17 protein-coding genes, 1 other RNA gene and 1 pseudogene are annotated in these 26,723 nt (G+C 67.4%); 9 read left to right on the forward strand and 10 right to left on the reverse strand.

All coding sequences use genetic code 11. The annotated features are described in order from the left end of the window. The first annotated feature begins 61 nt into the window (after window positions 1-61). On the forward strand, window positions 62-2,929 hold the full coding sequence (locus tag LO55_RS24155) for a hybrid sensor histidine kinase/response regulator (RefSeq protein WP_071363413.1): 2,868 nt from the start codon (window positions 62-64) through the stop codon (window positions 2,927-2,929). Window position 2,930: 1 nt separating this feature from the next. Beyond that, window positions 2,931-5,078 (forward strand): putative bifunctional diguanylate cyclase/phosphodiesterase, encoded by a 2,148-nt coding sequence (locus LO55_RS24160; RefSeq protein WP_071363414.1) that lies wholly within the window; start codon window positions 2,931-2,933, stop codon window positions 5,076-5,078. Window positions 5,079-5,087: 9 nt separating this feature from the next. Here the strand turns inward: LO55_RS24160 and LO55_RS24165 are convergent, their stop codons facing one another. After that, complete coding sequence (locus LO55_RS24165) at window positions 5,088-7,547, reverse strand: penicillin acylase family protein (protein WP_071363415.1); 2,460 nt, start codon at window positions 7,545-7,547, stop codon at window positions 5,088-5,090. Between the two features lie 275 nt (window positions 7,548-7,822). Here LO55_RS24165 and LO55_RS24170 point away from each other — a divergent pair, with 275 nt between their 5' ends. Continuing rightward, the gene (locus LO55_RS24170; protein WP_071363416.1) at window positions 7,823-8,140 is read left to right on the forward strand and encodes a hypothetical protein; all 318 of its coding nucleotides are present in this window, start codon (window positions 7,823-7,825) and stop codon (window positions 8,138-8,140) included. On the opposite strand, the gene LO55_RS24175 is transcribed toward LO55_RS24170, so the two are convergent. The 6 genes and pseudogenes from LO55_RS24175 to ubiD form a co-directional block, all read right to left on the reverse strand. Beyond that, window positions 8,131-9,300: a glycosyltransferase gene (locus LO55_RS24175; RefSeq protein ID WP_071363417.1), complete on the reverse strand. Its 1,170-nt coding sequence runs from the start codon at window positions 9,298-9,300 to the stop codon at window positions 8,131-8,133. The two genes, LO55_RS24170 and LO55_RS24175, sit on opposite strands and share 10 nt — an antisense overlap. A 106-nt stretch (window positions 9,301-9,406) precedes the next feature. Beyond that, on the reverse strand, window positions 9,407-9,997 hold the full coding sequence (gene recR, locus LO55_RS24180; protein WP_071363418.1) for a recombination mediator RecR: 591 nt from the start codon (window positions 9,995-9,997) through the stop codon (window positions 9,407-9,409). Between the two features lie 59 nt (window positions 9,998-10,056). Beyond that, window positions 10,057-10,386: a YbaB/EbfC family nucleoid-associated protein gene (locus tag LO55_RS24185; protein ID WP_005671283.1), complete on the reverse strand. Its 330-nt coding sequence runs from the start codon at window positions 10,384-10,386 to the stop codon at window positions 10,057-10,059. Window positions 10,387-10,435: 49 nt separating this feature from the next. Then, window positions 10,436-12,546, reverse strand: a pseudogene (locus tag LO55_RS24190) (DNA polymerase III subunit gamma/tau). A 189-nt stretch (window positions 12,547-12,735) separates the two neighbouring features. Continuing rightward, window positions 12,736-12,834: signal recognition particle sRNA small type (gene ffs / locus LO55_RS24195), an RNA gene on the reverse strand. 70 nt (window positions 12,835-12,904) lie between these two features. Beyond that, the gene (gene ubiD, locus LO55_RS24200; protein ID WP_071363419.1) at window positions 12,905-14,389 is read right to left on the reverse strand and encodes a 4-hydroxy-3-polyprenylbenzoate decarboxylase; all 1,485 of its coding nucleotides are present in this window, start codon (window positions 14,387-14,389) and stop codon (window positions 12,905-12,907) included. A 351-nt stretch (window positions 14,390-14,740) separates the two neighbouring features. On the opposite strand from ubiD, the gene LO55_RS27140 reads away from it, so the two are divergent. Then, on the forward strand, window positions 14,741-15,037 hold the full coding sequence (locus LO55_RS27140) for a hypothetical protein (RefSeq protein WP_229410226.1): 297 nt from the start codon (window positions 14,741-14,743) through the stop codon (window positions 15,035-15,037). Then, window positions 15,012-15,812: a transglycosylase SLT domain-containing protein gene (locus tag LO55_RS24205; RefSeq protein ID WP_229410227.1), complete on the forward strand. Its 801-nt coding sequence runs from the start codon at window positions 15,012-15,014 to the stop codon at window positions 15,810-15,812. Before LO55_RS27140 ends, LO55_RS24205 begins: the two co-directional genes overlap by 26 nt. A gap of 279 nt (window positions 15,813-16,091) precedes the next feature. On the opposite strand, the gene nusB is transcribed toward LO55_RS24205, so the two are convergent. Genes nusB through ribBA form a run of 3 tightly spaced genes read right to left on the reverse strand, consistent with a single transcriptional unit; the run spans window position 16,092 to window position 18,206 of the window. Further along, window positions 16,092-16,562: a transcription antitermination factor NusB gene (gene nusB, locus LO55_RS24210; RefSeq protein WP_005671275.1), complete on the reverse strand. Its 471-nt coding sequence runs from the start codon at window positions 16,560-16,562 to the stop codon at window positions 16,092-16,094. Between the two features lie 19 nt (window positions 16,563-16,581). After that, on the reverse strand, window positions 16,582-17,061 hold the full coding sequence (gene ribH, locus LO55_RS24215) for a 6,7-dimethyl-8-ribityllumazine synthase (protein ID WP_005671273.1): 480 nt from the start codon (window positions 17,059-17,061) through the stop codon (window positions 16,582-16,584). Between the two features lie 32 nt (window positions 17,062-17,093). Beyond that, window positions 17,094-18,206, reverse strand: coding sequence for a bifunctional 3,4-dihydroxy-2-butanone-4-phosphate synthase/GTP cyclohydrolase II (gene ribBA / locus LO55_RS24220; protein ID WP_071363421.1), 1,113 nt, complete (start codon window positions 18,204-18,206; stop codon window positions 17,094-17,096). Window positions 18,207-18,553: 347 nt separating this feature from the next. Between ribBA and LO55_RS24225 the strand changes: the two genes are divergently transcribed. From LO55_RS24225 to LO55_RS24240, 4 genes are all read left to right on the forward strand, one after another. Next, window positions 18,554-21,220 carry a two-component system response regulator gene (locus LO55_RS24225; RefSeq protein ID WP_071363422.1) on the forward strand — a complete coding sequence of 889 codons (2,667 nt, stop codon included), beginning with the start codon at window positions 18,554-18,556 and terminating at the stop codon, window positions 21,218-21,220. Window positions 21,221-21,313: 93 nt separating this feature from the next. Further along, a complete protein-coding gene (locus LO55_RS24230) occupies window positions 21,314-24,241 on the forward strand; it encodes a M16 family metallopeptidase (protein ID WP_071363423.1) in 2,928 nt (975 codons plus the stop codon). Window positions 24,242-24,340: 99 nt separating this feature from the next. After that, window positions 24,341-26,464, forward strand: a complete 2,124-nt coding sequence (locus LO55_RS24235) for a TonB-dependent receptor (RefSeq protein ID WP_071363424.1) — start codon at window positions 24,341-24,343, stop codon at window positions 26,462-26,464. After that, entirely contained in the window at window positions 26,448-26,720 is a 273-nt protein-coding gene (locus tag LO55_RS24240) for a hypothetical protein (protein ID WP_005671268.1), read from the forward strand. Before LO55_RS24235 ends, LO55_RS24240 begins: the two co-directional genes overlap by 17 nt. Window positions 26,721-26,723: the final 3 nt, after the last annotated feature.

The following is a 26,723-nucleotide window of genomic DNA, read 5'->3' on the forward strand; positions in this document are numbered from 1 at the left end:
TCGCTAGGAGGATCTGCACCGTTGCCGGATCCGCTGCGCTGTGCCGTTTGCGGGAACCACGATGCAGAATTTCGAGCGCTCGAGCCTGAACCGGAAGTTGAACATCCTCTCGCTGCTCTCGACGGCGACCGCGCTGCTGTTCGTGTTCTGCGCCTTCGCCGTCACTTCCATCATCAATCACCGCCAGGCCGAGAGCCTGCAACTGGCCGCCTTCGCGCGCGTGATCGGCGCCGCCACCTCCGGCGACCTGATGCTGGTCGACCGGCGCCAGGCCGGCGCCACCCTGGCGGCGCTGGAAGCGCAGCAGGACATCTCGGCGGCGGTGCTGTACGACCGTGTCGGCCGCCCGCTGGCCGAGTACCGCGCGCCGTCGCGCCTGGGCGCCGAACTGCCCTCGCTCGACGACCTCGAGCTCGACACGCTGAACGACGCCAACCGCGCCGGCCGCTTCCTGCTGTCGCGCCACATGCGCGTGGTGCAGGAGGTGCGCCATGGCGAGCTGGCGGTCGGCGCGATCATGATCGAGGCCGACCTGCTGCCGATGTGGCTCGACATCCTGGCCAGCCTGGTCGTGATCGGGCTGGCGATGGGCGCCGCGCTGCTGGTCTCGCTGGGACTGGCGCGACCGCTCAAGCGCAGCATCGCCGAGCCGATCGCCAAGCTGATCCAGGCCGCGCAAAAGGTCTCGGCCAGCCAGAACTACGGACTGCGCGTGCAGCACAAGCGCAACGACGAACTGGGCGTGCTGATCGACAGCTTCAACACCATGCTGGCCCAGATCGAGGACCGCGGCGCCGCCCTGCTGCACCACCGCGACGAACTGGAACGCCAGGTCGGCGTGCGCACCGAGCAGCTGGAAAAGGCCAAGAACGCGGCCGAAGCGGCCAGCCGCGCCAAGAGCGGTTTCCTGGCCACCATGAGCCACGAGATCCGCACCCCGATGAACGGGGTGCTGGGCATGACCGAGATGCTGCTGGCCACCGAGCTGACCGAGGCGCAGCGCAGCTACACGCAGCTGGTCAAGCGCTCGGGCGAGCACCTCCTGGTGATCATCAACGACATCCTCGATTTCTCGAAGATCGAGGCCGGCAAGCTGACCATCGAATACATCAACTTCAACCTGTGGGATCTGCTGGACGACATCCACAACGTCTACACCCCGCAGGCGGCGGCCAAGGGCCTGGGCTGCGACTTCGACATCGCCAACGACATCCCGGTGGCGATCTGCGGCGACCCGAACCGGCTGCGCCAGATCATGGCCAACCTGATCGGCAATGCGATCAAGTTCACCACCGAGGGCCGCATCATGGCGCGGGTGCGGGTGGCCGGCGAGGACGCGCAGCGGGTGGCGCTGCGCTTCGAGGTGCACGACACCGGCATCGGCATCTCGCGCGAGGCGCGCGCACGCATCTTCAACGCCTTCTCGCAGGCCGACGATTCCACCACCCGCAAGTACGGCGGCACCGGCCTGGGGCTGGCCATCTCGAAGCAGCTGGTCGAACTCATGAAGGGCACGATCGGCGTCGAGAACGCGCCGCGGCAGGGCTCGATCTTCTGGTTCACGCTCGGCTTCGACAAGCGCCGCGTCGATCCCGACGCGCCCGGCCACCGCCAGCACACGCTGGACAGCCTGCGGGTGCTGGTGGTGGACGAACAGGAGGCCAGCCGCAATGAACTGGTGCAGCAGCTGGAAGCCTGGCGCGCGACCTGCGAGGGCGTGGGCAGCGCCGCAGCCGCCTTCGAGCACCTGGTGAGCGCGGCGCGCGCCGGCCGGCCCTATGACGCGGCGGTGCTCGACATGGAGCTGACCCAGACCAGCGGCCTGGCGCTGGCGGCCTCGGTGCGCGCCGAGCCGGTGGCCCGCTCGACCCACATCGTTTTGCTCAGCCCCGAAAAGCTGGCCGCCGATCCGGTCCAGCGGCGCGAGGCCGGCGTGGCCTACCAGCTGGTCAAGCCGGCGCGCGCGGCCGACCTGTATGCCTGCCTGACGGCGCGCGCGGCGCGGCTGCATCATCCGGCCGCCGCCGCTGCAGCAGCGGCAGCGGCGCCGTTCGACGCTCCCCGTCAGGCGCCGATGGCGCGCACGCAGCCGGCGCGGCGCGCGCGGCGCGTGCTGCTGGCCGAGGACAATCCGGTCAACGTCGAAGTGGCCAGGGCCATGCTGGAGAGCCTGGGCCTGGAAACCCACTGCGCCACCAATGGCCAGGAAGCGCTGCATGCGGTGCACGAAGGCGGCTGGGACGCGGTGCTGATGGATTGCCAGATGCCGGTGATGGACGGCTTCGCGGCGACCGGCGAAATCCGGCGCCACGAGCGCGAGATGGGCCGCGCGCGCGCCTTGCCCGTGATCGCGATCACCGCCAACGCGCTGCAGGGCGACCGCGAAGCCTGCCTCGCGGCCGGCATGGACGACTACCTGTCCAAGCCCTTCACCCAGCAGCAGCTGGCGGCCGTGATCGGGCGCTGGGTGGCGCTGCCGGTGCTGGCCGAGCGCCACCACGACGACGAAGCCGAGCTGGCGCTGGACTTTGCGCCCGCGCCACCTCCACCTCCTCCCCTTCCGCCGCCGCAGAATGACCCGGTCGACCGCGCCGCCCTCGAGAATATCCGCGCGCTGAGCCGCGACGCCGGCGACGTCCTGGTGCAGAAGGTGATCAACGCCTACGTGGGCGACACCCCGCGCCACCTGCAGGCGCTCCGCCAGGCATTGACCACGCGCGACGCCGAAAGCCTGCGCCGCATCGCCCACGGCCTCAAGTCGGCCAGCGCCAACATCGGGGCGGCGCGCCTGGCCGCGGCCTGCCGCGACCTCGAACAGCTCGGCCGCGGCGGCAGCGTCGACGGCGCCGCGCCCCTGCTGGCCGAGATGGAGCGCGAATTCCACTCGGTGCGCCAGTCGCTCCACGCCATGCTTGAAAAGGAATCCTGACATGCCAGCCTTTGCCTCCACCCAGCGCGGGACGGTGCTCGTCGCCGACGACGATCCCGTCATGCGCCTCCTGATGCTCGAGATGCTGGCCCAGGTCGGAATGGAAGGCATCGAGGCCGGCGACGGCCAGGAAGCGGTCGAACTGGCGCGCGAACGCCTGCCCGACCTGATCCTGATGGACGTCGACATGCCGCGCATGGACGGCTTCACGGCCTGCCGCGCGATCCGCGCCGCCGAGAAGGACGGCGCCTGCGTCCCGATCGTCATGGTCACCGGCAGCGACGACGTCGAGGCCGTGACCCAGGCCTACGAGGTCGGCGCCACCGACTTCGTGTCCAAGCCGATCAACTGGCCGATCCTCGGCCACCGCGTGCTGTACGTGCTGCGCGCCAGCGACGCCATCGCCCGCCTGCGCATCGCCGACGCCCAGAACCGCGCCGTGCTCGAAGCCATTCCCGACACCTTCTTTCGCCTGAACGCGGACGGCTTCTATCTCGACTATGAGCCCGGCCAGGAGCGGCCAGGCCAGGCGTGTCCGGGACGGCCGACCGGCGCGCCCCCGACCAGCGCGCGCTTCATCGGCAAGCACCTGTCCGACACGCTGCCGCCCGAGATCGCGGCGCGCATGCTGGAGCAGATGAGGACCGTGCTCGCCTCCCAGCAGGTGCGCTCGGTCGAATACGAACTAATCGAATGCGGCGAGGTGCTGCACTTCGAGGCGCGCCTGGTGGCGACCAGCCCGTCCGAGGTGCTGGGCCTGGTGCGCGACATCAGCGAACGCAAGCGCGCCGAGGAACAGATCCGGCGCCTGGCCTATTGCGACGGCCTGACCGGCATCCCCAACCGGCAAGCCTTCCTCGAGACGCTGGAGCGCGAGCTGCAGCGCGCCAAGATCGGCAACAAGAAGTTCGCGGTGCTGTTCATGGACCTCGACGCCTTCAAGCGCATCAACGACACGCTGGGCCACAACGCCGGCGACCAGCTGCTCAAGATGGTCTCGGAACGGCTGCGCGAGACCACCCGGCCCAGCGACCTGGTGTCGCGCGGGGAAGGCGTCGAGCGCGATGCTGCCAGCCTGGCGCGCCTGGGCGGCGACGAATTCACCATCCTGTTGCCCGACCTGGAGCGGGTCGAGCATGCGCTGAACGTCGCCACCCGCGTCAAGGAAGCGATGCGGCGCCCCTTCCTCATCGAGGGCAACGAGATCTTCGTCACCGCCAGCATCGGCATCTCTTTGTTCCCCGAGGATGGCGATGATTGTGGATCACTGCTCAAGTTCGCCGACACCGCGATGTATCATGCCAAGAACTGCGGCAAGAACAACGCCAAGCTGTACAGCTCTTCGCTGACGATGCAGATCATGAGCCACGTGAAGCTCGAGGTGGGCCTGCGGCGCGCGCTGCAGAACGACGAGCTGTACCTGGTCTACCAGCCGCAGCGCGACGTGCGCACGTCCGAGATCGTCGGGGTCGAGGCCCTGGTGCGCTGGCGCCATCCCGAACGCGGACTGGTGCCGCCGACCGAATTCATCCCGCTGGCCGAAGAGACCGGCCTGATCGTCCCGATCGGCGAATGGGTGCTGCGCACCGCCTGCCGCCAGGCGCGCGCCTGGCAGCGCCTGACGCGGCGCCTGCTGCGCATCGCGGTCAACCTGTCGGCCAAGCAGTTCAAGGACGAGAACCTGTCGCAGATCGTGCTGTCGGCCCTGAACGAGACCGGGTTAGAGCCGCGCCTGCTGGAACTGGAGCTGACCGAAGGCACCCTGATGGACGATGCCCGCGCCACGCTGGTCACGCTCGAGCAGCTGCGCGGCATCGGCGTGCACCTGTCGATCGACGACTTCGGCACCGGCTATTCATCGATGAACTACCTGAAGCGCTTCGACGTGCGGGCCCTCAAGATCGACCGCAGCTTCATCGCCGGCCTGCCCCAGGATTCGGAAAACGCGGCCATCACGCGCGCCATCATCGCCATGGCCCACGGCCTCAAGATGGTGGTGGTGGCCGAGGGCGTCGAGACCGGCGAGCAGCTGCTGCTGCTCGAGGAGCTGGGCTGCGACATGGTGCAGGGCTACTACCTCGGCCACCCTTCCAGCGCCGAGAAGATCACCGAGATGCTGCAGCATGCGCAGCAGGCCCTGGCCAAGTAGGACGCGGCCTCAGGGCACGAAGCGCAGGGTGTGCTTCACCGCCCCCGGCAGCAACGGCGCCGGCTTGCCCTCGATCCAGGCCGCGTGGTCCAGCAGGAAGAATGGCGACAGCGGATGGCCGCTCTGCCCGCCCGGCATATTGTACAGGCCCTCCTCTTCGCGCCCCGGCGACACGGTCAGCCGCTCCGACTGGCCGAACTTCGGGCCGGCCACGCGCGGCATGTGGGCGTCGCCCGCCAGCGGCTGGCCCGGCGCGGCGAGCCAGGGGCGCAGCGCGGGCACGGCCATGCTGATCGGATGGGCGATGTCGGCGGTGTTGCGCCGGCCCCAGGTGGCCTCGGCCAGCGGCGTGCCGGCATCGACCAGGGCCGCGATGGCGCGGTCCACCGCCGCCAATTGCAGGTCGCGCCACGAAGCATGGCCGGCCGGCAGCCAGCCCTGCGGCCGTTCGTCCAGCAGGCGCGCCGCCACCGCCGGCCAGCGCGCGCTGGCCGCGGCCGCGCTGGCCTTCGGATCGATCTCCTTCAGCGCCGCATTGACGCCGCCGTACAGCAGGTCGTGCACGGACCACATGAAGTCGCGCGCCAGGCGATAACCGATCGACTCCACGCTGGCGCGCCCGCTCCAGCTGGTCTCGAGCAGGCGCCGGAACTCGGCGCGCTGCGGGTGACCGGCGAGCGCCTGCGCGTCGAGCGCGGCCAGCGCGCGCTGGCGCCACTGGCCGACCAGGATCGCGCGGTCGTCCAGCGCCCCGTCGAAGGCGCGGCGCACGTCGACCTGGTCGCCCATGGCCTGCAGGCCTTCGTGCAGCTGGCGGTTGCGCTGGCCCAGGTCGTAGCCGCCGTCGCCCAGCAGCGCGTAGCCGGCGCCGGATAGCTGGCGGCTGTTGGCGGTCGTGATCTGGCCAGCGGCGGGGTTCACGATGCGCGGGTAGTCCGCGTACGGCAGCGCCTCGCTCCAGGTCTGCGCCGCGCTGCCGGCGGCGAGCGGAAAGCCGGCCGCAATGCCTGCTGCAATGCCGGCCGCCTGGCCTTCGGCGGCGCGCCGCGGCAGCAGGCCGGCGACCGTCCAGCCGATGTTTCCGTGCACGTCGCCGGCGACGAAGTTCTGGGCCGGGATGCCGTTGCTGGCGGCGGCGGCCAGCGCTTCCCCGACGTTGGCCACGCTCTCGAGCTTCAGGTGGTTCATATTGAGCGCGGCCGGATCGTGGGCGATCCAGTGCAGCGCATAGCTGCGCCCCGCCACCTCGCGGATCGGGCCGAGCGACGTCTCGCGCACGACCATGCGATCCACCTCGGCGCCTTTCACGGCAATCTCCTCGACGTGCTCGCGCGGCGTCTCCCAGCCGCCCGGCAGGCCGACCTGGTTCGGACGCGCCGGGTCGACCCGCAGCTCGACCAGGTCGAGCGAATCGGCATAGCTGTTGGTGAAGGCCCAGGCCACCTGGCCGTTGCTGCCGACGATGACGGACGGCGGCGCCCCGGGCAGGCTGACCCCGGCCAGGCGGCGCTGGCCGCCGGGGGCGCCCGGATCGGGAAAGCGCAGCGCGAGGCGATACCAGATGTTCGGCAGCCGCAGGCCCAGGTGCATGTCGTCGGCCACGATCGCCGCGCCGGTGCTGCTGCGGCTGCCGGCCAGCGCATAGTTGTTGCTGCCGACCGAATCGGTGACCTCCAGGCCGGCCAGCCTGACCGGCGCGCCCGGTTCCTTTGGCGCCGCGCCCCACCAGGCCGGCGCCCGCGGCGGCAAGGGGCCGGCCGCCTTTGGCGCGCCCTGGTCCGGCGTGGCGTCGAGGGTCGCGTCGTAAGGCGTGTCTTCGGGCAACAGGAAGGCCAGCTGCGCCGCGTCGCTGTGCGCGCGCAGCCAGCCGCGCGCCAGTTCGCGCGCCTGCTGGGCGCCTTGCAGGTCGATGTACATGGCCCACACCACCAGCAGCGAATCGGGCGCCGTCCACGGCCGCGGCGCCGCGCCGGTCAGCGCGTATTCGAAGGGCCGCGTGCGGAGCGCGCCGAGTCCCTCGTTGACGCCTTGCGCATAGCGCTCCAGCAGCGCACGTTCCGGCGCCGGCAGGCGCGCCAGCGTGTCCAGCGCGCGGGCGCGAAAGCGGTGCAGGCGGTGCGTGCGGTCAGTGGGCAACGCCGCCGCGCCGAACAGCTCGGCCAGCTCGCCGGCCGCCGTGCGGCGCAGCAAGTCCATCTGGAAGAAGCGCTCCTGGCCATGCACGAAGCCGGTCGCATAGGCGACGTCGAGCCGGCTGGCGCCGCTGATCAGGGGCACCCCGGCGGCGTCGCGCTCGACCTTGACCTGGCCCACCAGGCCGGCCACCCTATGCTCGCCGTCGAGCTGGGCCAGGCTGGCGCGCAGGAACAGCCAGGCCGCGAGCAAGGCCAGCAGCACGAGCGCCAGCAGCGCCCCGACTGTGCGCAGGGTCCAGGTCTTCCATCGGGACTTGCCCAGGGAACCGCTCATACGTCTCCTCCTTGTTGGGGGCGTATCTTGCCAGAAAACTCACGGTCGATGCGGCTTGACGCGAGAAAATACCCGGGCGCACGCGGCAGGACGAACACCTCCGCCATGCCTGCGACGCGTACCTGCTGCTGTCGTTGAAGGCGGACACATCCGTCCCCATATCCGAACCTGGGGCAGCTGAAGAAATCTCACACTTCGTTGGCCATCGCACACGCTGCGCGTGCCGGCGATGCTATTCTGGAATCATGCCGCGCGACGCGGCGGGAGGAACTGTCATGCAAAACGTCATCAAAGGCACAAGGATGCCTGCCATCGTGCGCACATCCGCCGCCATCGGCCTGGCCCTGCTGGCCGCGGCCTGTTCGACGCCGCAAGAAAAAGCGGCGCGCGCGCAGGCCGACATGGCGCAACTCATGAGTATCTACGGTCCGGCGTGCAGCCAGCTCGGCTATAGCGCGAACACCGATCCCTGGCGCGAATGCGTGCTGCACCTGGGCACGCGCGAAGAACTGCAGCGCGTGGGCACGGGCGTCGGCGCATATGGCGCCTGGGGTCCGCGCTATCGCGGCGGTTACTGGGGTCCCTACTGGTAGTATCCAGCCCGCGCATAGGACTGCACGCCCTGCGCCTGGCTCCAGGGCGCGCAGTCCGGTGCGTCTTGCGGTAGTAAATTGCAGTAATGCATCTGCAGCTGGGAGAACACCGCTTCCCAGTCGAATGACGATTCGACCTTGCGCCGCGCGTTGGCGCCGAGCGCCGCCAGGTCACGGGTCGCCACCTGCCTGATCGCCTCGGCCAGGCTGTCGGGGCAATTGGGCCGCGCCAGCACGCCGGTGTCGTCGTCGACCAGTTCGGCAAGCCCGCCGGCGCCGGCCGCCACCACCGGCAGTCCGCACCCCATGGCCTCGAGCACGATCAATCCAAAGGTTTCGCAATCGCCCGGATGCACGAGCAGGTCGCAGCCGGCCAGGATGCGCGCCAGCGCGCGCTGGTCGCGCTGGAACGGCAGGCGGCTGATACGCGCGCCCGGCGCGGCGTCCAGCGCGGCCTCGCCGGGCCCCACCATCAGCAAGTGGAACCCGGGGCCGAGCCGCTGCATCGCCGCCAGCAGCACATCCAGTTTCTTGTCCGCCGTGAAGCGCCCGGCATAGACCAGCAGGCGCACCCCGGGCGCCAGCCCCAGTTGCTCGCGCAAGGCGCCATCGCGCAGGCCCGGATGGAAGACGCCGCAATCGATGCCGAGCGGCTGGTGCAGCGCTCCCGCCACCCCCATCGCCCGCAGTTGCCCGACCATCAGCCGGCTCGGCGCCAGCACCAGGTCGAACTGGCTGTAGAGGCGGGCAAGATAGCGCCGCACGAGCTGGGCCGCCTGCGGGCCGAAGCGGTTCTCGACCAGGCGCGGCAGGTCGGAGTGATAGAAGGCGATGGCCGGGATGCCCAGCCGGTCGCGCGCGCGCAGCGCGGCCCAGGCGCAGTGCCCGGCATCGCCGACCTCGACCAGGTCGGGCCGCAGCCGGCACAGGCGGCGTTCGATCGCGGCCACCGACACCGGCATGCGGTAGCCGTGAAAGCCGGGCAAGGCCAGGCCGGGCACGCGCAAGCGCGTGGGCGAGGCCTCGGCGGCGATATTGGGACTGAGGATGGTATGCCGCGCCCGCGCACGGCGCCGCAGCCAGCGCGACTTGGCGTTCAGGTAGGTGCTGACGCCGCCGCCTTCCGCGGCATAGAACATCGTGAGGTCGACGAGGTGCATGGCCGGCTCGCAGAAAAATCCACGATAGCAGCGGCCCACCTAGCAGGCTTGCGCGCACGCAGCACGCGCGCCCAGCGACCGCGCTACCGGATCGGGATTGCGAACATTATGCGCTGCGGCGGTCGAGCATGGCGCGCGCGATCGTGCCGGCGTCGACGTACTCGAGTTCACCACCTACCGGCACGCCGCGCGCCAGGCGGCTGACCTTCAGGCCGCGCGCCTTGAGCATCTCGCTGATGTAGTGGGCGGTGGCTTCGCCTTCGTTGGTGAAATTAGTCGCGAGCACCACTTCGCCGACGACGCCATCGGTGGCGCGGTTGACGAGCTTGTCCAGGGCGAGGTCGCGCGGGCCGATGCCGTCCAGCGGCGACAGCCGGCCCATCAGCACGAAGTACAGGCCGCGCCAGGTGAGCGTCTGCTCGATCATGATCTGGTCGGCCGGGGTCTCGACCACGCACAGCAGGGTGTGGTCGCGCTCCGGGTCGGCGCACAGCTCGCAAATGTCGATGTCGGAGAAGGTATTGCACTTGGCGCAGTGGTGCACCGTGTCGACCGCCTGGTAGAGCGCGCGCGACAGTTGCGCGGCGCCCTCGCGGTCGTGCTGCAGCAGGTGGAATGCCATGCGCTGGGCCGACTTGGGGCCCACGCCCGGCAGGCGGCGCAGCGATTCGATGAGAAATTCGAGCGAGGTCGACATGTGGGGCGTCCCGCCGGCAGGCGCCGGCCAGGACTGGCGTCAGTGAGTGATTGCGTGGATCAGAAAGGCATCTTGAAGCCAGGCGGCAGGCCCGGCATGCCGGCGGTCAGGCCGCTCATCTTCTCGGCGGCGGTCGCCTCGGCCTTGCGCACGGCGTCGTTGAACGCGGCCGCGACCAGGTCTTCCAGCATGTCGCGGTCATCGCCCAGCAGCGACGGGTCGATGGTGACGCGCTTGACGTCGTTCTTGCAGGTCATGACGACCTTCACCAGGCCGGCGCCCGACTGGCCTTCGACTTCGATCTGAGCCAGCTGCTCCTGCGCCTTCTTCATATTGTCCTGCATGGCTTGCGCCTGTTTCATCAAGCCTGCGAGCTGGTTTTTCATCATGGTGGGTTTCTCCAAAAGTCGGATGGGTGATTGATCGGCAGCGAAACGCTCAGGCGACCTTGACCGAGCCGGGCACGACGAACGCGTCGAAGCGTCGCTCGAGCTCCTGCACGAAAGGATCGGCGGCGACGATGGATTCGGCCAGGCGCTGGCGCTCTTCGCGCGCCGCTTTCTGTTCGGCCCCGGCTGTATACCACACCGGGCCGATCTCGGACTCCACGTTCACGCGGAAGTCGGGGAAATGTTCTTGCAGCGCAGCCGCCAGCTTCTCGCTATTGCCGCTGGCGCGCAGCGTATCGACCGGCACGCGCAGCTTGAAGGTAACCGAGCGGTCGTGCACGACGCAGGCGACCAGTTCGGTCTGCAGCGCCAGCTGCTGGGCCACGCCGCGCAGCGGCAGGCTGCCGGCCAGCGCCGGCCAGTTGCCGTCCCAATCGATCTCTGGCACGGGCGTGACGACGTAGGCGTGCGGCGGCGCGGCCGGGGCCCGCACCTGGGGCGCGGGCGCGACCACGGCCGGCGCCTCGGCGGCGACGGCGGTGTCATCGGAAAAATCGGTGACCCAGGACGGCACGTCGTCGTCCAGTTGCGCCGCTGGCTGGCGCGCCTGCATGGCCGGCTGCTGCTGGGCCATGGCTTGCGGCTGAGCGCCATCCCATGGCGGCGGTGCGGAAGCGGCCCGTGCCTGCATGGCGGCGCCATGGGAGGGCAACGCGGCCGACGGTCCGGGCGCCGATGGTGGCGCCGCCGGCGCCGGCGCCGGAGCCGGCGTCACCGGTTCGGCCGCCGGACGCTTGGGCGGGGTACGGATGCCCGACGCGGCGCGCGCCGCCTCCAGCGCCGCATTGATCGCGGCGCGCGCCGACGTCATGGCCGGCGCGCCGGGGCCGCCGCCGGGGCACTGGGCTGCGCAGGCGCAGGCGCCGCGGGTGCGGAAGGCGGTGCGGCCGAACGCGGCGTCACTGCCGCATGGCTGGCCGCAGCCGCCGCGGCGGCGCGCGCTGGCGACGCGCCTACCGGCGCGGCGGCGGGCGGCGCGGCCGATGCTTCGGCTCCGCCCTGTCCGGGGCGAAAGGCCAGCATGCGCAGCAGGGTCATGGTGAAGCCCGCATATTCGTCCGGCGCCAGGCCGATCTCGTTGCGGCCATGCACGGCGATCTGGTAATACAGCTGCACTTCCTGCGGCTCGAAGACTCCGGCCAGGCGCATGATGTCGGCCAGCTCGGGCAAGTCTTGCGGCACGGCGCCGGGCACCGACTGCGCCAGTGCGACGCGGTGCAGCAAGGTGCCCAGGTCTTGCAGCGCGCCGTTGTACGACAGGCTGCGGCTGGCCATCTCGTCGGCCACCGCCATCAGGTCGGCGCCATCTTGCGCCGCCAGGGCGTCGAGCAGGCGCACCAGATAGGATTGGTCGAGCGCGCCGAGCATGCCCTGCACCGCATCGAGCGTGACCTGGCCGGCCGCATAGGCGATCGCCTGGTCGGTGAGCGACAGCGCGTCGCGCATCGAGCCGTGCGCGCCTTGCGCCAGCAGGCGCAGCGCGGGCTGCTCGAAGCTCACGCCTTCCTGGCCCAGGATGTTTTCGAGGTGGCCGACGATATGGCCCGGCGGCATTTGCTTGAGATTGAACTGGAGGCAGCGCGACAGCACCGTCACCGGAATCTTTTGCGGATCGGTGGTCGCCAGGATGAACTTGACGTGCGGCGGCGGTTCCTCGAGCGTCTTGAGCATCGCGTTGAACGCGTGGTTGGTGAGCATGTGCACCTCGTCGATCATATAGACCTTGAAGCGCGCATTGCTCGGCGCATAGACCGCCTGTTCCAGCAGCTGGGCCATCTCGTCCACGCCGCGGTTGGACGCCGCGTCCATCTCGATGTAGTCGACGAAGCGGCCGGCGTCGATCGCGCGGCAAGCCTCGCACTGCCCGCACGGCTCGGCGGTGATCCCGCCCTGCCCGTCCGGCCCGGTGCAATTGAGCGACTTGGCCAGGATGCGCGACAGGGTGGTCTTGCCGACCCCGCGCGTGCCCGTGAACAGATAGGCGTGGTGCAGCCGCTCCGTGCGCAAGGCATGGGTCAGCGCACGGACGACGTGCTCCTGGCCAACCAGCGTTTCGAAGTTCTTGGGACGGTATTTGCGGGCGAGGACTTGATAGGACATGCCACGATTTTACCGCAGATGGCGGTCGTCGCGAACAATCCGCGGGCAGGCTCTTGTGTAACTGGAATGAAAAACGGCGGCGATGGGCAAGCGAACGCCAATGCGGCACGCAAACAGAAAGAGAACTGCAGAAAGAGAATTACAGAAAGGGAATTACAGACAGGGAACTGCTGCGGAAGAGAGAAGATAAGAGGCGAGCCTGATCTGCGGCACTTGCGGTGAACGGCTTTGGCTGCTTCGTTCCCGACCTGACCAGGTAAACCATGCCACAATGCGCAGGGGCCCGCCAGCACCCATTATACCTGACCGCGAACGATTGGGGAAATATGGCCGGCGCCGCAGCGCCGGCCTTCTCGTGTCAGAGCCCCAACTGCCCCCACATCTCATCCACCTTCTGCTTGACCGCAGGCGCCATCACGATCGGCGTGCCCCACTCGCGATTGGTCTCGCCCGGCCATTTATTAGTGGCATCGATACCCATCTTGCTGCCCAGGCCGCTGATCGGCGAAGCGAAGTCGAGGTAATCGATCGGGGTGTTGTCGACCATGACCGTGTCGCGGGCCGGATCGACGCGGGTCGTGATGGCCCAGATCACCTCTTTCCAGTCGCGCACATTGACGTCCTCGTCGACCACGACGATGAACTTGGTATACATGAACTGGCGCAGGAAACTCCAGACGCCGAACATCACCCGCTTGGCGTGGCCCGCGTACTGCTTCTTCATCTGCACCACCGCCATGCGGTAGCTGCAGCCTTCCGGCGGCAGGTAGAAGTCGGTGATTTCGGTGAACTGCTTCTGCAGCAGCGGGATGAAGACTTCGTTCAGCGCCACGCCCAGCACGGCCGGCTCGTCCGGCGGCTTGCCGGTATAGGTCGAGTGATAGATCGGATCGCGCCGCATCGTGATGCGGTCGATGGTAAACACCGGGAAACTGTCCTGTTCATTATAGTAGCCGGTGTGGTCGCCATACGGCCCCTCGAGCGCATGCTCGAAGCCGGACGGGTGGTTCGCATCCGGGTAGACATGCCCTTCGAGCACGATCTCGGCTGACGCCGGCACCATCAGTTCGCTGCCGATCGCCTTGGTGAGCGAGGTGCGGCTGCCGCGCAGCAGGCCGGCGAACTGGTATTCGGACAGCGTGTCCGGCACCGGCGTCACGGCGCCCAGGATGGTGGCCGGGTCGGCGCCCAGCGCCACCGCGATCGGATACGGCTTGCCCGGATTGGCCAGCGCGTGCTCGCGGAAATCGAGCGCGCCGCCGCGGTGCGCCAGCCAGCGCATGATCACCTTGTTGGGCCCCAGCACCTGCTGGCGATAGATGCCCAGGTTCTGGCGCTTCTTGTTCGGGCCCTTGGTGATCACCAGACCCCAGGTGATCAGGGGCGCGACGTCGCCCGGCCAGCAGTGCTGGATCGGCAGGCGGCCGAGGTCGACGTCCTTGCCCTCCCACACGATTTCCTGGCAGGGAGCGCCTTTTACTTCTTTCGGCGCCATGTCCCATACGGCCTTGACGAGCGAGCCCATGCCCATGATGTCCTTGAAACCCTTGGGCGGCTCGGGTTCTTTCAGGCGCGCCAGCACGTGGCCAATCTGGCGCAGCTCGCTTAAGTCTTCCGCCCCCATGCCCAGCGCCACCCGCTTCGGGGTGCCGAACAGGTTGCCGAGGACGGGGATCGTGTGCCCGGTCGGTTGCCGGAACAGCAGCGCCGGACCTTCGGCGCGCAGCGTGCGATCGCAGATCTCGGTCATTTCGAGGTTGGGCGATACCGGAATGTCAATATGTTTGAGCTCGCCCATGCGGTCGAGCTGGGCCAAAAAATCTCGCAAGTCTGTATATTTCATCAAGTTTTGTGCATTTCTTCGATTGCAGAACGTAAGTGAGAGGGTGGTGCCAAGTGATTGATTCGTCAAGTCTTTCCATTTGGAAGGCCACCTCATCAGAACCAAAAGTTATAAGGGGCGAACGTGCTAGGGTTGACTTGATATAAGCTCCGCCCCTACAATCCGTCCTACTTGATGAGACGGCCTTACTTTTTTTGCCACAATTTTAGCCGTTCTCATGCATTCACGGGGTCGGGGCCCCATATGACATTTTAAGGAGTGTTTTCTCTTGGGCGTCTGCCCAAACCCCCGAGACAGTTGTTGAGCCACTGGTCCCTGCCCTACGGGTTAGCAGCCAGCTGAAGCAAAGCAATGACGGCGTTAGTCGGCCGCGTCGCGGCGACAAACGATTTTCTGATGCACGGCAAAACACATTCTGCGTTTCGCTTAGAGCGACACGACGGGATCTCTTTTGCCGCGACAAGGGGAAAATTCGATGTTTCATCGTTTTATCACGAGCGCAAGGCTCGTGCAATCCATGGCCAGCCAGCCAATCACGTGGTCTTCCGTGAGCAAAACGGCAAGCGGACTATTGAAAACCGCACGCACTACCCTGACCGTATTCGGTCTGACCGCAGTCGCCATGCTGGCGCTGCTGTACACCAATGACAGTTTCGCCAAACGCGTCTCTGAGATGCTGCATCCGCAGCCAGTCGTCGTTGCCGTGGCCGCACCGGTTGCGCCAGTCGCGCCGACGCCCAAGGCGGTGGTCGAGGCAGTGGCCGTCGAAACGACGCACCTGCGCGATTCGCACACGATGCTGGGCAACAGCAAGCAGCAGCAATACGTCACCAACTGGCTGTCCAAGCGTTATCGCGTGGCCGGCGACGCCGCCAATATGCTGGTCTCGACCGCCTACCTGACGGCGCACGAGCTGAAACTCGATCCGCTCCTGATCCTGGCGGTGATGGCGATCGAATCGGGCCTGAACCCGTTCGCCGAAAGCCCGATGGGCGCCAAGGGCCTGATGCAGGTCATGGCCAAGGTCCACCACGACAAGTTCGAGGATGTGGGCGGCCCGCAGGCGGCCCTGAACCCGGTGGCCAACATCCGTGTCGGCGCCCTGATCCTGAAGGATTACGTCAAGCGCACCGGCTCGATCGAAGGCGGCCTGAAGACCTATGTCGGCGCGGCCGACCTGGAAACCGATTCGGGCTATGGCAACAAGGTGCTGGCCGAGTACAAGCTGCTGAAGAAGGTCTCGAAAGGCCAGAACGTCCCGGTGCGCACCCCGCGCATCTCGCCGGCGCCGGTGACCATCGTCGCCGCCAAGCAGCCTGAATCGGATACGGCCAAGCCGGAAGCCAAGCCGCTGCAGGAAACCACCACCGCCTCCACCACCGGCGCGCAGGTGCCGCACGTCGAGCCGCTGGCCGGCCTGTAAGATCACGAGGGAAGTCCCTCGATGCCACCGCTGCGGCGGTGGCTTTTTTGCGTCTGTTCTATATATATGTTGTTTCGGCTGCTCGGACGAATTGGGTTCCCGCCTGCGCGGGAACGACGTGTAATCTCTCCGCCCGAACACCACCAACGCGGCTTTGCACACGTACCCAAGCACGTCATTCCCGCGCAGGCGGGAATCCAATTCGCTGGCGGACCACCTACCAACGAAAAAGCCACCGGCTCGCGCACGGTGGCTTTTTCTCGTCAGGAAGCGGAACGATCAACGACGCTCGTTCGCCGCCACTTCGTCCGGCCGCATGCGCGACGCCAGTTTGTCCAGCACGCCGTTGACGTACTTGTGCCCATCGATGCCGCCGAACGACTTGGTCAGCTCGACCGCTTCGTTGATCACGACGCGGTAGGGAATCTCGGGATGGTTCTTCAGCTCGTAGGCGCCCAGCAGCAGCACCGCGTGCTCGATCGGCGACAGCTCGGTGATCGCGCGGTCGATCAGCGGAGCGATCGACTCGCGCAGCTCGACCGAGGTGCTGATCGCGCCATTGAGCAGCGCCGAGAAGAACTCGCTGTCGGCCTTGTCGAAGCCGTGGGCGCCGCGGATATTGGTCGAGACCACTCGCGCCGATTCATTATTCAGCAGCCATTGGTACAGACCCTGGAGCGCGAACTCGCGCGCGCGGTGGCGCGGCGTGCGGTTCTTGCTCGGGTTGGCGTGCGTACTCTTGTCAGTCATTGTTTTCTTGCCTTTACTGTTATTCGTCCTCTGGCACCAGCTCGTCCAGCGCCATCAGGAGATTGGCCATCTCGACCGCGACGCGTGCGGCGTCGCCGCCCTTCTCGGCCATGCGGACCTCGGCCTGCTCGTCGGTCTCGGTGGTCAGGATCGCGTTGGCGATCGGGATGCCGTAGTCGAGGCCGATGCGGGTGATGCCGGCGCCCGATTCGTTCGACACCAGCTCGAAGTGGTAGGTTTCGCCGCGGATCACCGCGCCCAGGGCGATCAGCGCGTCGAACTGTTCGGTCACGGCCATGCGCTGCAGCGCCAGCGGCACTTCGAGCGCGCCCGGCACGGTCACGTGCAGGATGTCTTCGTCGGCCACGCCCAGGCGCTTGAGTTCGGCCAGGCAGGACGACAGCAGGCCGTGGCCGACGTCGGCGTTGAAACGGGCCTGCACGATACCGATACGCAGGTCTTCGCCCTGCAGATTGCTTTCAAAAGTTCCTACCGTCATGGCTGACCTCTTCTTGTTGATTGGTTGATTGTTCAGGCGTCAAGGCGCGGCACGTAGCCGGTGACTTCCAGGTCGAAACCGGTCATCGACGGCATCTTGCGCGGATTGGCCAGCAGCTGCATCTTGCCCACGCCCAGGGCGCGCAGGATCTGGGCGCCGATGCCGTAGGTGCGCAAGTCCATCGACGCGGCGCGGGCGCCGGCGCGGCTGGCCTTGCCGTCCTGCGGCGCCAGCTGGGCGAACAATTGCTCTGCGCTTTCGCCGCAATTGAGCAGCACGATCACGCCGGCGTCGCTGGCCTTGATCGTCTTCATGGCCGAGGCCATGTCCCAGGAGTGGGTGGTGGCGCGGTTCTCGAGCAGGTCGAGGATCGACACCGGCTGGTGCACGCGCACCAGCGCCTCTTTCTCGGGCGACAGCTCGCCGTGGACCAGGGCCAGGTGGGCCGAGCCGCTCGGGGCATCGCGGAAGGCGACCAGCTGGAATTCACCGGCCTCGGTCGACAGCGTGCGCTCGGCCACGCGCTCGACCAGGCATTCGTTCTGGCTGCGGTAGTGGATCAGGTCGGCGATGGTGCCGATCTTGAGATTGTGCTCTTTGGCGAACTCGATCAGGTCGGGCAGGCGCGCCATGGTGCCGTCTTCCTTGATGATCTCGCAGATCACCGAGGCCGGGGTCAGGCCCGCCATCTGCGTCAGGTCGCACCCCGCTTCGGTATGCCCGGCGCGCATCAGGACGCCGCCCTTCTGGGCGCGCAGCGGGAAGATGTGGCCCGGCTGCACCAGGTCGTCCGGCGTCGTGCCCTTGTTCACCGCCACCTGGATGGTGCGCGCGCGGTCGGCCGCCGAGATGCCGGTGGTGACGCCTTCGGCCGCTTCGATCGACACGGTGAAATTGGTGCCGAACGAGGTGCCGTTACGCGAGGTCATCATTGGCAGGGCCAGGCGGTCGCAGATTTCCTCGGACAGGGTCAGGCAGACCAGGCCGCGTGCATGACGGATCATGAAGTTGATCGCCTCGGGCGTGACGAAGTCGGCTGCAAGCACGAGGTCGCCTTCGTTCTCGCGATCTTCCTCGTCGACCAGGATGACCATGCGGCCGGCGCGCAGTTCGGCAACGATGTCCTCGGTGCTGGAAATAGACATACGGGATTCCTTGAAACGGGGGTGTTATGCGTAATCCGCTATTTTAATGGATTTACAGGCTTTCAACCGCATTGTCGGTCCCTGCCTATCCCCAAATCGCCAGCGCGACATCCCAACCACGCCGGCTGATGTTACTTTTAAGCAACAGCTAGTGATTTTGCGGATTTAAATTGTTAAGCTCGATGTTTTTACGTGCAACATCGTACTGTGCCCACGCCCAACTGGATTATTATTAAGACATCTTTGCCGTACCCATCCAGAGGGTGCGTCCCATTTTTCGGAGTTGCCATGCCGGTAGTCCTCCCCGTCAGCCATCCCGGCGCCGCTCCATGCGGAGGGCGGCGCTGATGGCCACGATCCTGATCGTCGACGACCGGCCGAGCAACCGCAGCTATCTCGCGGCCCTCCTCGGGTACACCGAACACCGGATCCTCGAAGCCGAGGACGGCGCCCGGGCGCTCGCCATCACGCGCGCCGAGCGCCCCGACCTGATCATCACCGACATCCTGATGCCGACCATGGACGGCTACGAATTCGTCCAGCAGCTGCGCGCCGATACCGCCTTGCGCGCGACCCGCGTCATCTTCTTCTCGGCCGTCTATTCGGAGCGCGAGACGATGGCCATGGCGGCGCGCTGCGGCGTGACCACGGTGTTGGGCAAGCCTTCCGAGCCGCAGCGCATCCTCGCGGCGGTGGCGGCCGAGCTGGGCGTGGCGCTCGGCGCGCCGGCGCCGGCGCTGCCGTCAAAGCACGATCGCGACCTGCCGTTCGACCTGTGCGCGCGCCTGTCGGAACTGGAGCGCATGTGCATGATGCTGGTGGGCGAGCGCCGCGTCGAGGCCCTGGCCGATGCCTTCGTCGACGCCGCGCGGCGCGTGCTGGACGCCGATTGCGTCGCCCTGTGCCTGCTGGCCAGCACCGAACGCACCGTGCGCCACCTGGCCACCCATGGCGTCGAAGGCGGCCTGCTCGAGGCCTACGCGCTGAACGAGCAAGACCTGCCCGGCGTGCTGCTGCGCGCGCGCGCCCCGCTGCGGCTTGACGGCGACGACGCCCTGCTGACCACCCTGCCCCAGCACCACCCCGAAGTCGGCCACCTGCTCGGCCTGCAAGTGCACGACCTGCAGCATCCGCTCGGCTGGCTGTATTGCACCCGCCGGGTCGGCGCGGCGCCGTTCTCGGACGAAGAGGAGCGCTGGGCCACGGCCCTGGCGGCCCAGCTGGCGGTGGCCTACGAAAACCTGAACCTGTACGAGGTCGTGCAGCGCCACGCCGCCCAGCTGCAACTCGAGGCGCTGGCGCGCGCCGACGCCGACGCCGCGCTGCGCGACAGCGAGCACCGGCTGGAACTGGCGCGCCAGGTGTTCGACAGCACGCAAGAGGCGATCCTGATGACCGACGCCGACGCCAACATCGTCGCCGCCAACCCGGCCTTCGAAGAGATCACCGGCTACCGCGAGGCCGAGGTGATGGGCCAGAACCCCAGGCTCATGAAATCGGGACGCCACGACGACGCCTTCTACGCCGGCATGTGGAACTGCCTGGAGCACGACGGCCAATGGCGCGGCGAGATCTGGAACCGGCGCAAGAACGGCGAGATCTACCCCGCCAGCATGAGCATCAGCGCGGTCCATGACGAGCAGGGCCGGCGCACCGCCTACGTCTCGGTGTCGACCGACCTGTCGGCGCTGAAGGCCGCCCATCACCAGCTCGATTTCCTGTCGAACCACGATGCGCTCACCCTGCTGCCGAACCGCTCGCTGTTCAACGACCGCATGCAGCAGGCGCTGGCCGCCGCGCGCCAGGATGCCAGCCAAGTAGCGCTGCTGCTGTTCAACGTCGACCGCCTGTCGCGCATCAATGACAGCCTGGGCCACGCGGCCGGCGACGCCGTGCTGCGCGAAGTGGCGCGCCGCGCCGGCGAGGTGGCCGGCCCGACCGAGACCGTGGCGCGCCTGTCGGGCGACGAATTCGTGCTGCTGCTGACCAGCTTCGACGACACCGACGACGTGATCTATTGCGCCCGGCGCCTGATGGAAGCCGTGTCCCAGCCGCTGCTGGTCGGCGAACACGACGTGGTGGTCACCGGCAGCATCGGGATCAGCGTCTATCCGCGCGACGGCGACGTCCCGGGCGACCTCCTCAAGGCGGCCGACGCCGCGCTGGCCCACGTGAAGGAGTCGGGCCGCAACGGCTTCCGGTTCTTCAAGGGCGAAATGAACGCCGAGGCGCTGCGCTGGCTGGCGCTGGAGACGCGCCTGCGGCGCGCGATCGAGCGCGACGAATTGTCGCTGCACTATCAGCCGCAGGTCTCGCGTCTGGATGGCCGCGTGGTCGGCATGGAAGCGCTGCTGCGCTGGCGCAGCGAAGAGATCGGGCCGGTGTCGCCGGCCGACTTCATTCCGCTGGCCGAAGACACCGGCCTGATCCACCCGATCGGCGAATGGGTGATCCGCCAGGCCTGTTTCCAGAACAAGGCCTGGCAAAACGCCGGCCTGGCGCCGGTGCGGGTGGCGGTCAACGTCTCGGCCAGCCAGTTCAAGGCCGGCAGCGTGGCCCAGGTGGTGCGCACCGCCCTGCACGACAGCGGTCTCGAAGCGCAATGGCTCGAGGTCGAGCTGACCGAAAGCGTGATGCTGGGCGACAGCGCGGCGGCCGAGGCCCAGATGGCCGAGCTGCGCGCGCTGGGGGTCTCGCTGTCGCTGGACGACTTCGGGACCGGCTACTCGTCGCTCGGCTACCTGTCGCGCTTCCCGCTCGACAAACTCAAGATCGACCAGACGTTCGTGCGCAACATCGCCACCGAACAGCGCAGCGCCGCCATCGCCCAGGCCACGATCGCCCTGGCCCAGGGCCTGTCGCTGGCGGTGGTGGCCGAAGGCGTGGAAACGGTCGGCCAGCGCGATTTCCTCGGCTCCCTCGGCTGTGACGTCCTGCAGGGCTACCTGTACGGGCGGCCGGTGCCGGCCTTCGAGATGGCCGAGCTGCTGGCCAAAGGACGGGTCGTGCTGTGAACCGGCGACGATGTTTAGGGCAGTCTTAAGCCCATCCGTGCCTGCCTGTGCGCCATGTAGAATGCAATAAACAAGTCACCCAGGAACCATTGAATGAGCAACAACTTCGTACGCGGCCTGCCGTCGATGGCGCTGGCCGCGGTCCTGGGCCTGTCCCCGCTGGCGCATGGCGCGCCGCAGGCAGGCCAGGCGCCGGCGCCGCAGGCAGCGCAGGCGCCTGCGCTGCAGATGGAATCGCCCATCCCGGTCGGCCCGCAAGTCAAGGTCGGAAAGCTGGACAATGGCCTCACCTACTACATCCAGCGCAATGCGCGCCCTGAACGCAAGCTCGAACTGCGCCTGGTGGTCAAGGCCGGTTCCATCCTCGAGGATGAAGACCAGCGCGGCCTGGCCCACTTCGTCGAGCACATGGCCTTCAACGGCACCACCAATTTCCGCAAGCACGAGCTGGTGTCCTATCTGCAGTCGATCGGCGTGGGCTTCGGCGCCGACCTGAACGCGTACACCTCGTTCGACGAAACCGTCTACATCCTCCCGATCCCGACCGACAAGCCGGAACACGTGAGCAAGGCGTTCCAGGTGCTGGAAGACTGGGCCCATGGCGTGCGCTTCGATGCCGACGCCATCGAAAAGGAGCGCGGCATCGTGCTCGAAGAGCTGCGCCTCGGCAAAGGCGCCTCGGACCGCATGGGCAAGCAGATCTATCCGCGCCTGTTCAACGGCTCGAAATATGCCGAACGGCTGCCGATCGGGCGCGAAGACGTATTAAGAAATTTTAAACCCGATGCCTTGACCCGCTTCTACCGCGACTGGTACCGCCCCGACCTGATGGCGGTGGTGGTGGTCGGCGACGTCGACCCGGCGCGCGCCGAAAAGCTCGTCAAACAGCATTTCGCGCGCCTGAAGAACCCGGCCAATCCGCGGCCACGCGACTACGCCGCGATTCCAGCGCGCGCCGACACCGAGGCGCTGGTCGTCACCGACCCGGAAGCCAATGGCAACGCGGTGCTGATCCGCTACCCGGTGCAGCCGGTGCGCGAGCTGGGCACCATCGGCGCCTACCGCGACGAACTGGTGCAATCGCTGTTCGGCACCATGCTCAACCAGCGCCTGGCCGAACTGGCGCAGCTGCCCGACGCGCCCTACCTGGGCGCGAGCAGCTCGCTCGGCAAGCTGACGCCGCGCTATCACTCCTATAATTCGTCGGCCGCCATCGGCCCGCGCGGCGCCCTGCCGGCCATCACCGCCCTGGTCCAGGAAAACGAGCGCGCGCGCCAGCACGGCTTCGGCGAGCAGGAGCTGGAGCGCGCCAAGAAGAACCTGATGCGCACCTACGAGCAGGCATGGAACGAGCGCGCCAAGAGCGACTCAGCGACCTACGCCGCCGAATACATCCGCAACTTCCTGCAGGACGAGGCGATCCCCGGCATCGACACCGAGTGGCGCTACGTTCAGCAGCTGGTGCCCGGCATTTCGCTCGCCGAGATGAACGACTACGCGCGGCGCACCATTCCGGCGGATTCCGGCAAGCTGGTGCTGTACACGGGCGTGAGCAAAGGGGACAATCAACCCGACGCGCCGACCGGTGCGCAGCTGCTGGCCGCCGTCAGCGAGGCCGCGCGCACGCCGGTTGAACGGCACGACGAGAAACTGCTGGCGACGCGCCTGATGGAGCGCCCGGCGCAGCCTGGAAAGATCACCGCCGAGGAACACGACAAGGCGCTGGGCCTGACCCGCCTGACCCTGTCCAACGGCGTGAAAGTCATCCTCAAGCCGACCGACTTCCGCAACGACCAGGTGATGCTGAGCGCCGCCCGTCCCGGCGGCCAGAGCCTGTTCCCCGACGGCGACATCCTCAATGCGCGCTTCTCGAACGCGATCGTGGCCAGCATGGGCGTGAAGGACTTTACGCCGCTCGACATGCGCAAGATCCTGGCCGGCAAGGCGGCCGGCGTGACCGTGGGGCTGGGGAGTTACACCGACGTGATCGCGGGCGCTTCGGGCGCCACCGACATCGAGACCATGCTGCAGCTCTTGTGGCTGAAGTTCGCCGGCGTGCGCCGCGACGAAGGCCTGTTCCACGCCTATATCGACAAGCAGGCCGAGATCGCGCGCAACCAGAGCGGCCTGCCGGGACGCTACTTCAACGACGCGCTGGTCGCGGCCCTGTACAACAATCACCCGCGTGCGCCGCGCACGCTCGATGCCGAGGAATACGCCAAGATCGACCTGGACCGCAGCATCGACATCTTCCGCCAGCGCTTCTCGAGCGCCAAGGACCTGACCTTCATCCTGGTCGGCAGCTTCGACGAGCGCCAGATCCGGCCGCTGCTGGCGACCTATCTAGGCACCCTGCCGACGCCGGACATCCCGGTCGCCTACCGCGACGTCGGCCTGCGTCCGGCCACCGGCATCGTGAAACGCGAGGTGCGCAGCGGATCGGAGCCGAAGAGCAGCATCGCGCTCAACTTCACGGGCCCGGCCGAATTCACCGAAGCCGAGCAGCTGCGCCTGTCGGCGCTGATCGAAGTGACCAATCTGCGCATCATCGAGGTGCTGCGCGAAAAGATGGCGATGATCTACGGCGGCGGCGCCAGCGGCACCTTGAGCAAGATCCCTTACGGGAACTACTCGGTCGGCATCAGCTTGCCGACCGGACCGGAAAACGTGGACAAGGTGATCGCCGCGACCTTCGCCGAGATCGCGCGCCTGCAGCAGGACGGTCCGGACGCGGCGGAGCTGGACAAGGTCAAGACCGGCTGGATCCAGAATCACCGCCGCTCGCTGCGCGAGAACGGCTACTGGGTGGCGAACCTGCAATCGGCGCTGACCGAGGGCACCGACCCGGCGTCGATCCTCTCCGTGGAAAAACAGGTGCAGGCCTTGACCGCGAACGACATCAAGATGGCCGCGCGGCGCTATTTCGACACCAGGAACTATGTGCAGGTGGTGCTCAATCCGGAGACGCAGGCGGCGGCCAAGGTCGCCAAGGCAGGAACAACGCGCGCTGCGGGAAGCTGACGACGCGCCATCCCATCCACCGATTGCCAGTGGCGATTTGACATCGACCTCCGATCTACTTGATAATAATTCTCATTATCAAGTAGATCGGAGCCGTTCGTGCAGTTCTCGCAGACCTTCCCTTTCCCGCGTCATCCACTCGCAGCGTCCATTCCACTCGCCTTGCTGGCGTTCGCCGCCCAGGCCCAGCCGGCCGATGGCGACGGCGCCGTGGTCGTCATCGCCGCCTCCCGCTCCAACGTCGAAGTCGACAAGGCGCCGCAGACGGTGGTCGTGATCCGCAAGGAAGACATCGCGCGCCAGCTGACCATCTCCACCAACACGTCCGACGTCCTCAGCAACCTGCTGCCCTCGTACACGCCCAGCCGCGGCAAGATGAACGGCTCGGGCGAGACGCTGCGCGGGCGCACCCCACTGATCCTGGTCGACGGCGTGCCGCAATCGAATCCGGTGCGACCTACCGGACGCGAGGCCCACACCATCGACTATGCGATGGTCGACCGCATCGAGATCGTCCAGGGCCCGAACGCCATCAACGGCCTCGGCGCGACCGGCGGCACCATCAACATCATCACGCGCCGCCCTGCTCCGGGCAGCTTCAACCAGCACGTCGACGTGCAGGTGACGACGCCAACGTCTGACGTGAACGGCGACCTGCTCGGCTACAAGACCACCTACCGGCTCGACGGCCGAGGGGACAAGCTCGAATACCTGTTCTCGGTCGGCTACGAGGACCAGGGGCTGTACCTGGACGGCGCCGGCCGTTCGATCGGCGTCGACGTGACCCAGGGCGACCTGATGGATTCGCGCAGCTACGACGTGCTGGCCAAGATCGGCTACCGGCCGGACGAACACCAGCGCCTGCAGTTCTCGGTCAACCGCTACCGGATCAAGTCGAAGGCCAGCTACCTCGGCGTGCCGGGCGACCGCGCGCGCAGCATTCCATCCACTTCGATCGAAGGCACGCCGCCGGGCACGCCGGCCTGGAACGACGTCTGGACCACCAGCGCCAGCTACACCCACACCAGCCTGGCCGGCATGGAACTGTCGGCGATGGCCTACAGCCAGGAATTCGTCGGCCTGTTCGGCGCCGACAACTCGGCCACCTTCCAGGACGTGACGATCGCGCCGCGCGGCACCCTGTACGACCAGTCGCGTTCGGTCGCCTCGAAGTACGGTAGCAAGGTCGGCCTGACGAGAGAGGGACTGCTGGACGGACGCCTGAAGCTCACCTTCGGCTTCGACACCCTGGTCGACGAGGGCAAGCAGGACATGTACGGCACCAAGCGCACCTTCGTTCCTGAGTCAAAGTACCGCAACCTGTCGCTGTTCACCCAGGGCGAATTCAAGCTGCTCGATAACCTGACGCTGCACGCCGGCGCGCGGCGCGAGAACGCCGACCTCGAAGTGGACAGCTACCGCACGCTGGCCGCCTACAACAACACCTTCGTCGAAGGCGGCAAGATCAAGTTCAACGAAACGCTGCTCAATGCGGGCCTGGTGCTGGAGCCGCTCAAGGACGTCACCCTGTATGCCAATTACTCGGAAGGCTTCGGCCTGCCGGACATCGGTCGCACGCTCCGCTCGATCAACACGCCGGGCCAGAGCATCGGCAGCCTGCGCAACCTGGAGCCGATCCTGACCGACGGCGTGGAAGCCGGCACCCGCGTGCGCAAGGGCGACTGGGAATTCGACGCCAGTTATTATCGTTCCGATTCCGACTTCGGCGCCCGCGTCGTCTCGGTCGGCGGCGTGTTCATGATGGCGCGCGAAAAGACGCGGCTGGAAGGCGTCGAGGCCAAGATCGCGCACCGCTTCAACGCCATCCACCGCGCCAGCCTGTCGTATGCGCGCACCAAGGGCCGCTACGACAGCGATAACGACGGCAGCCTGGACGCGAAGCTCGATGGCCTGAACGTGGCGCCGGACCGCGTGCTGGCCAGCTGGAGCGCGAACTGGACCGACCGCCTGTCGTCGCTGGTGCAGGCCCAGCATGCGTTCTCGCAGGACTTCGACGAGCCGGCGAAGCGCTTCTCGGGATACACGCTGGTCGATGCGGCCCTGAGCTACAAGCTCGCCAAGGGCGACCTGCGCTTCGGCGTCGCCAACCTGCTCGACAAGGACTACATCACGTATTACTCGCAGAGCGCGCTGGTCGAGCCGTCGCGCTACTTCGCCGGCCGTGGACGCACCGTGACCGTCGGTTATGCGCTCGGCTTCTGAACGCGGACTCAGGATCGCCGGCGCGGTGGCGGGTGGCTACCTGCTCACCGCCCTGACGGTGATCGCGGCCGGCGCCGTGCTGGCGCGCTTCGGGATGGCGCGCTCGGAAGCCGTCGCGCTGTCGTCGATGCTGGGTTTCGTGTTCTATCTCGCGCTGCTGGTGTGGGCCTTCACCGTGCGCAGCATCGCGCGGCAACTGGCCGTTCTGGCGGCGGGTGCGGTCATGATGGCCGCCGTGATCCACCTGGCGGGCTAGGAA

Source organism: Massilia timonae, assembly GCF_001866515.1.
Lineage (GTDB): Bacteria > Pseudomonadota > Gammaproteobacteria > Burkholderiales > Burkholderiaceae_D > Telluria > Telluria timonae.

What these genes read in the sequence shown, in the direction of transcription:
- recR (WP_071363418.1), bottom strand. Translation starts at nt 9,997, where the DNA reads ATGTCGACCTCGCTCGAATTTCTCATCGAATCGCTGCGCCGCCTGCCG.
- LO55_RS24230 (WP_071363423.1), top strand. Translation starts at nt 21,314, where the DNA reads ATGAGCAACAACTTCGTACGCGGCCTGCCGTCGATGGCGCTGGCCGCG.
- LO55_RS24155 (WP_071363413.1), top strand. Translation starts at nt 62, where the DNA reads ATGCAGAATTTCGAGCGCTCGAGCCTGAACCGGAAGTTGAACATCCTC.
- LO55_RS24240 (WP_005671268.1), top strand. Translation starts at nt 26,448, where the DNA reads ATGCGCTCGGCTTCTGAACGCGGACTCAGGATCGCCGGCGCGGTGGCG.
- LO55_RS24170 (WP_071363416.1), top strand. Translation starts at nt 7,823, where the DNA reads ATGCAAAACGTCATCAAAGGCACAAGGATGCCTGCCATCGTGCGCACA.
- LO55_RS24160 (WP_071363414.1), top strand. Translation starts at nt 2,931, where the DNA reads ATGCCAGCCTTTGCCTCCACCCAGCGCGGGACGGTGCTCGTCGCCGAC.
- LO55_RS24175 (WP_071363417.1), bottom strand. Translation starts at nt 9,300, where the DNA reads ATGCACCTCGTCGACCTCACGATGTTCTATGCCGCGGAAGGCGGCGGC.
- LO55_RS24185 (WP_005671283.1), bottom strand. Translation starts at nt 10,386, where the DNA reads ATGATGAAAAACCAGCTCGCAGGCTTGATGAAACAGGCGCAAGCCATG.
- ubiD (WP_071363419.1), bottom strand. Translation starts at nt 14,389, where the DNA reads ATGAAATATACAGACTTGCGAGATTTTTTGGCCCAGCTCGACCGCATG.
- LO55_RS24205 (WP_229410227.1), top strand. Translation starts at nt 15,012, where the DNA reads ATGCTGGCGCTGCTGTACACCAATGACAGTTTCGCCAAACGCGTCTCT.
- nusB (WP_005671275.1), bottom strand. Translation starts at nt 16,562, where the DNA reads ATGACTGACAAGAGTACGCACGCCAACCCGAGCAAGAACCGCACGCCG.
- LO55_RS27140 (WP_229410226.1), top strand. Translation starts at nt 14,741, where the DNA reads ATGACGGCGTTAGTCGGCCGCGTCGCGGCGACAAACGATTTTCTGATG.
- LO55_RS24165 (WP_071363415.1), bottom strand. Translation starts at nt 7,547, where the DNA reads ATGAGCGGTTCCCTGGGCAAGTCCCGATGGAAGACCTGGACCCTGCGC.
- LO55_RS24225 (WP_071363422.1), top strand. Translation starts at nt 18,554, where the DNA reads ATGGCCACGATCCTGATCGTCGACGACCGGCCGAGCAACCGCAGCTAT.
- ribH (WP_005671273.1), bottom strand. Translation starts at nt 17,061, where the DNA reads ATGACGGTAGGAACTTTTGAAAGCAATCTGCAGGGCGAAGACCTGCGT.
- ribBA (WP_071363421.1), bottom strand. Translation starts at nt 18,206, where the DNA reads ATGTCTATTTCCAGCACCGAGGACATCGTTGCCGAACTGCGCGCCGGC.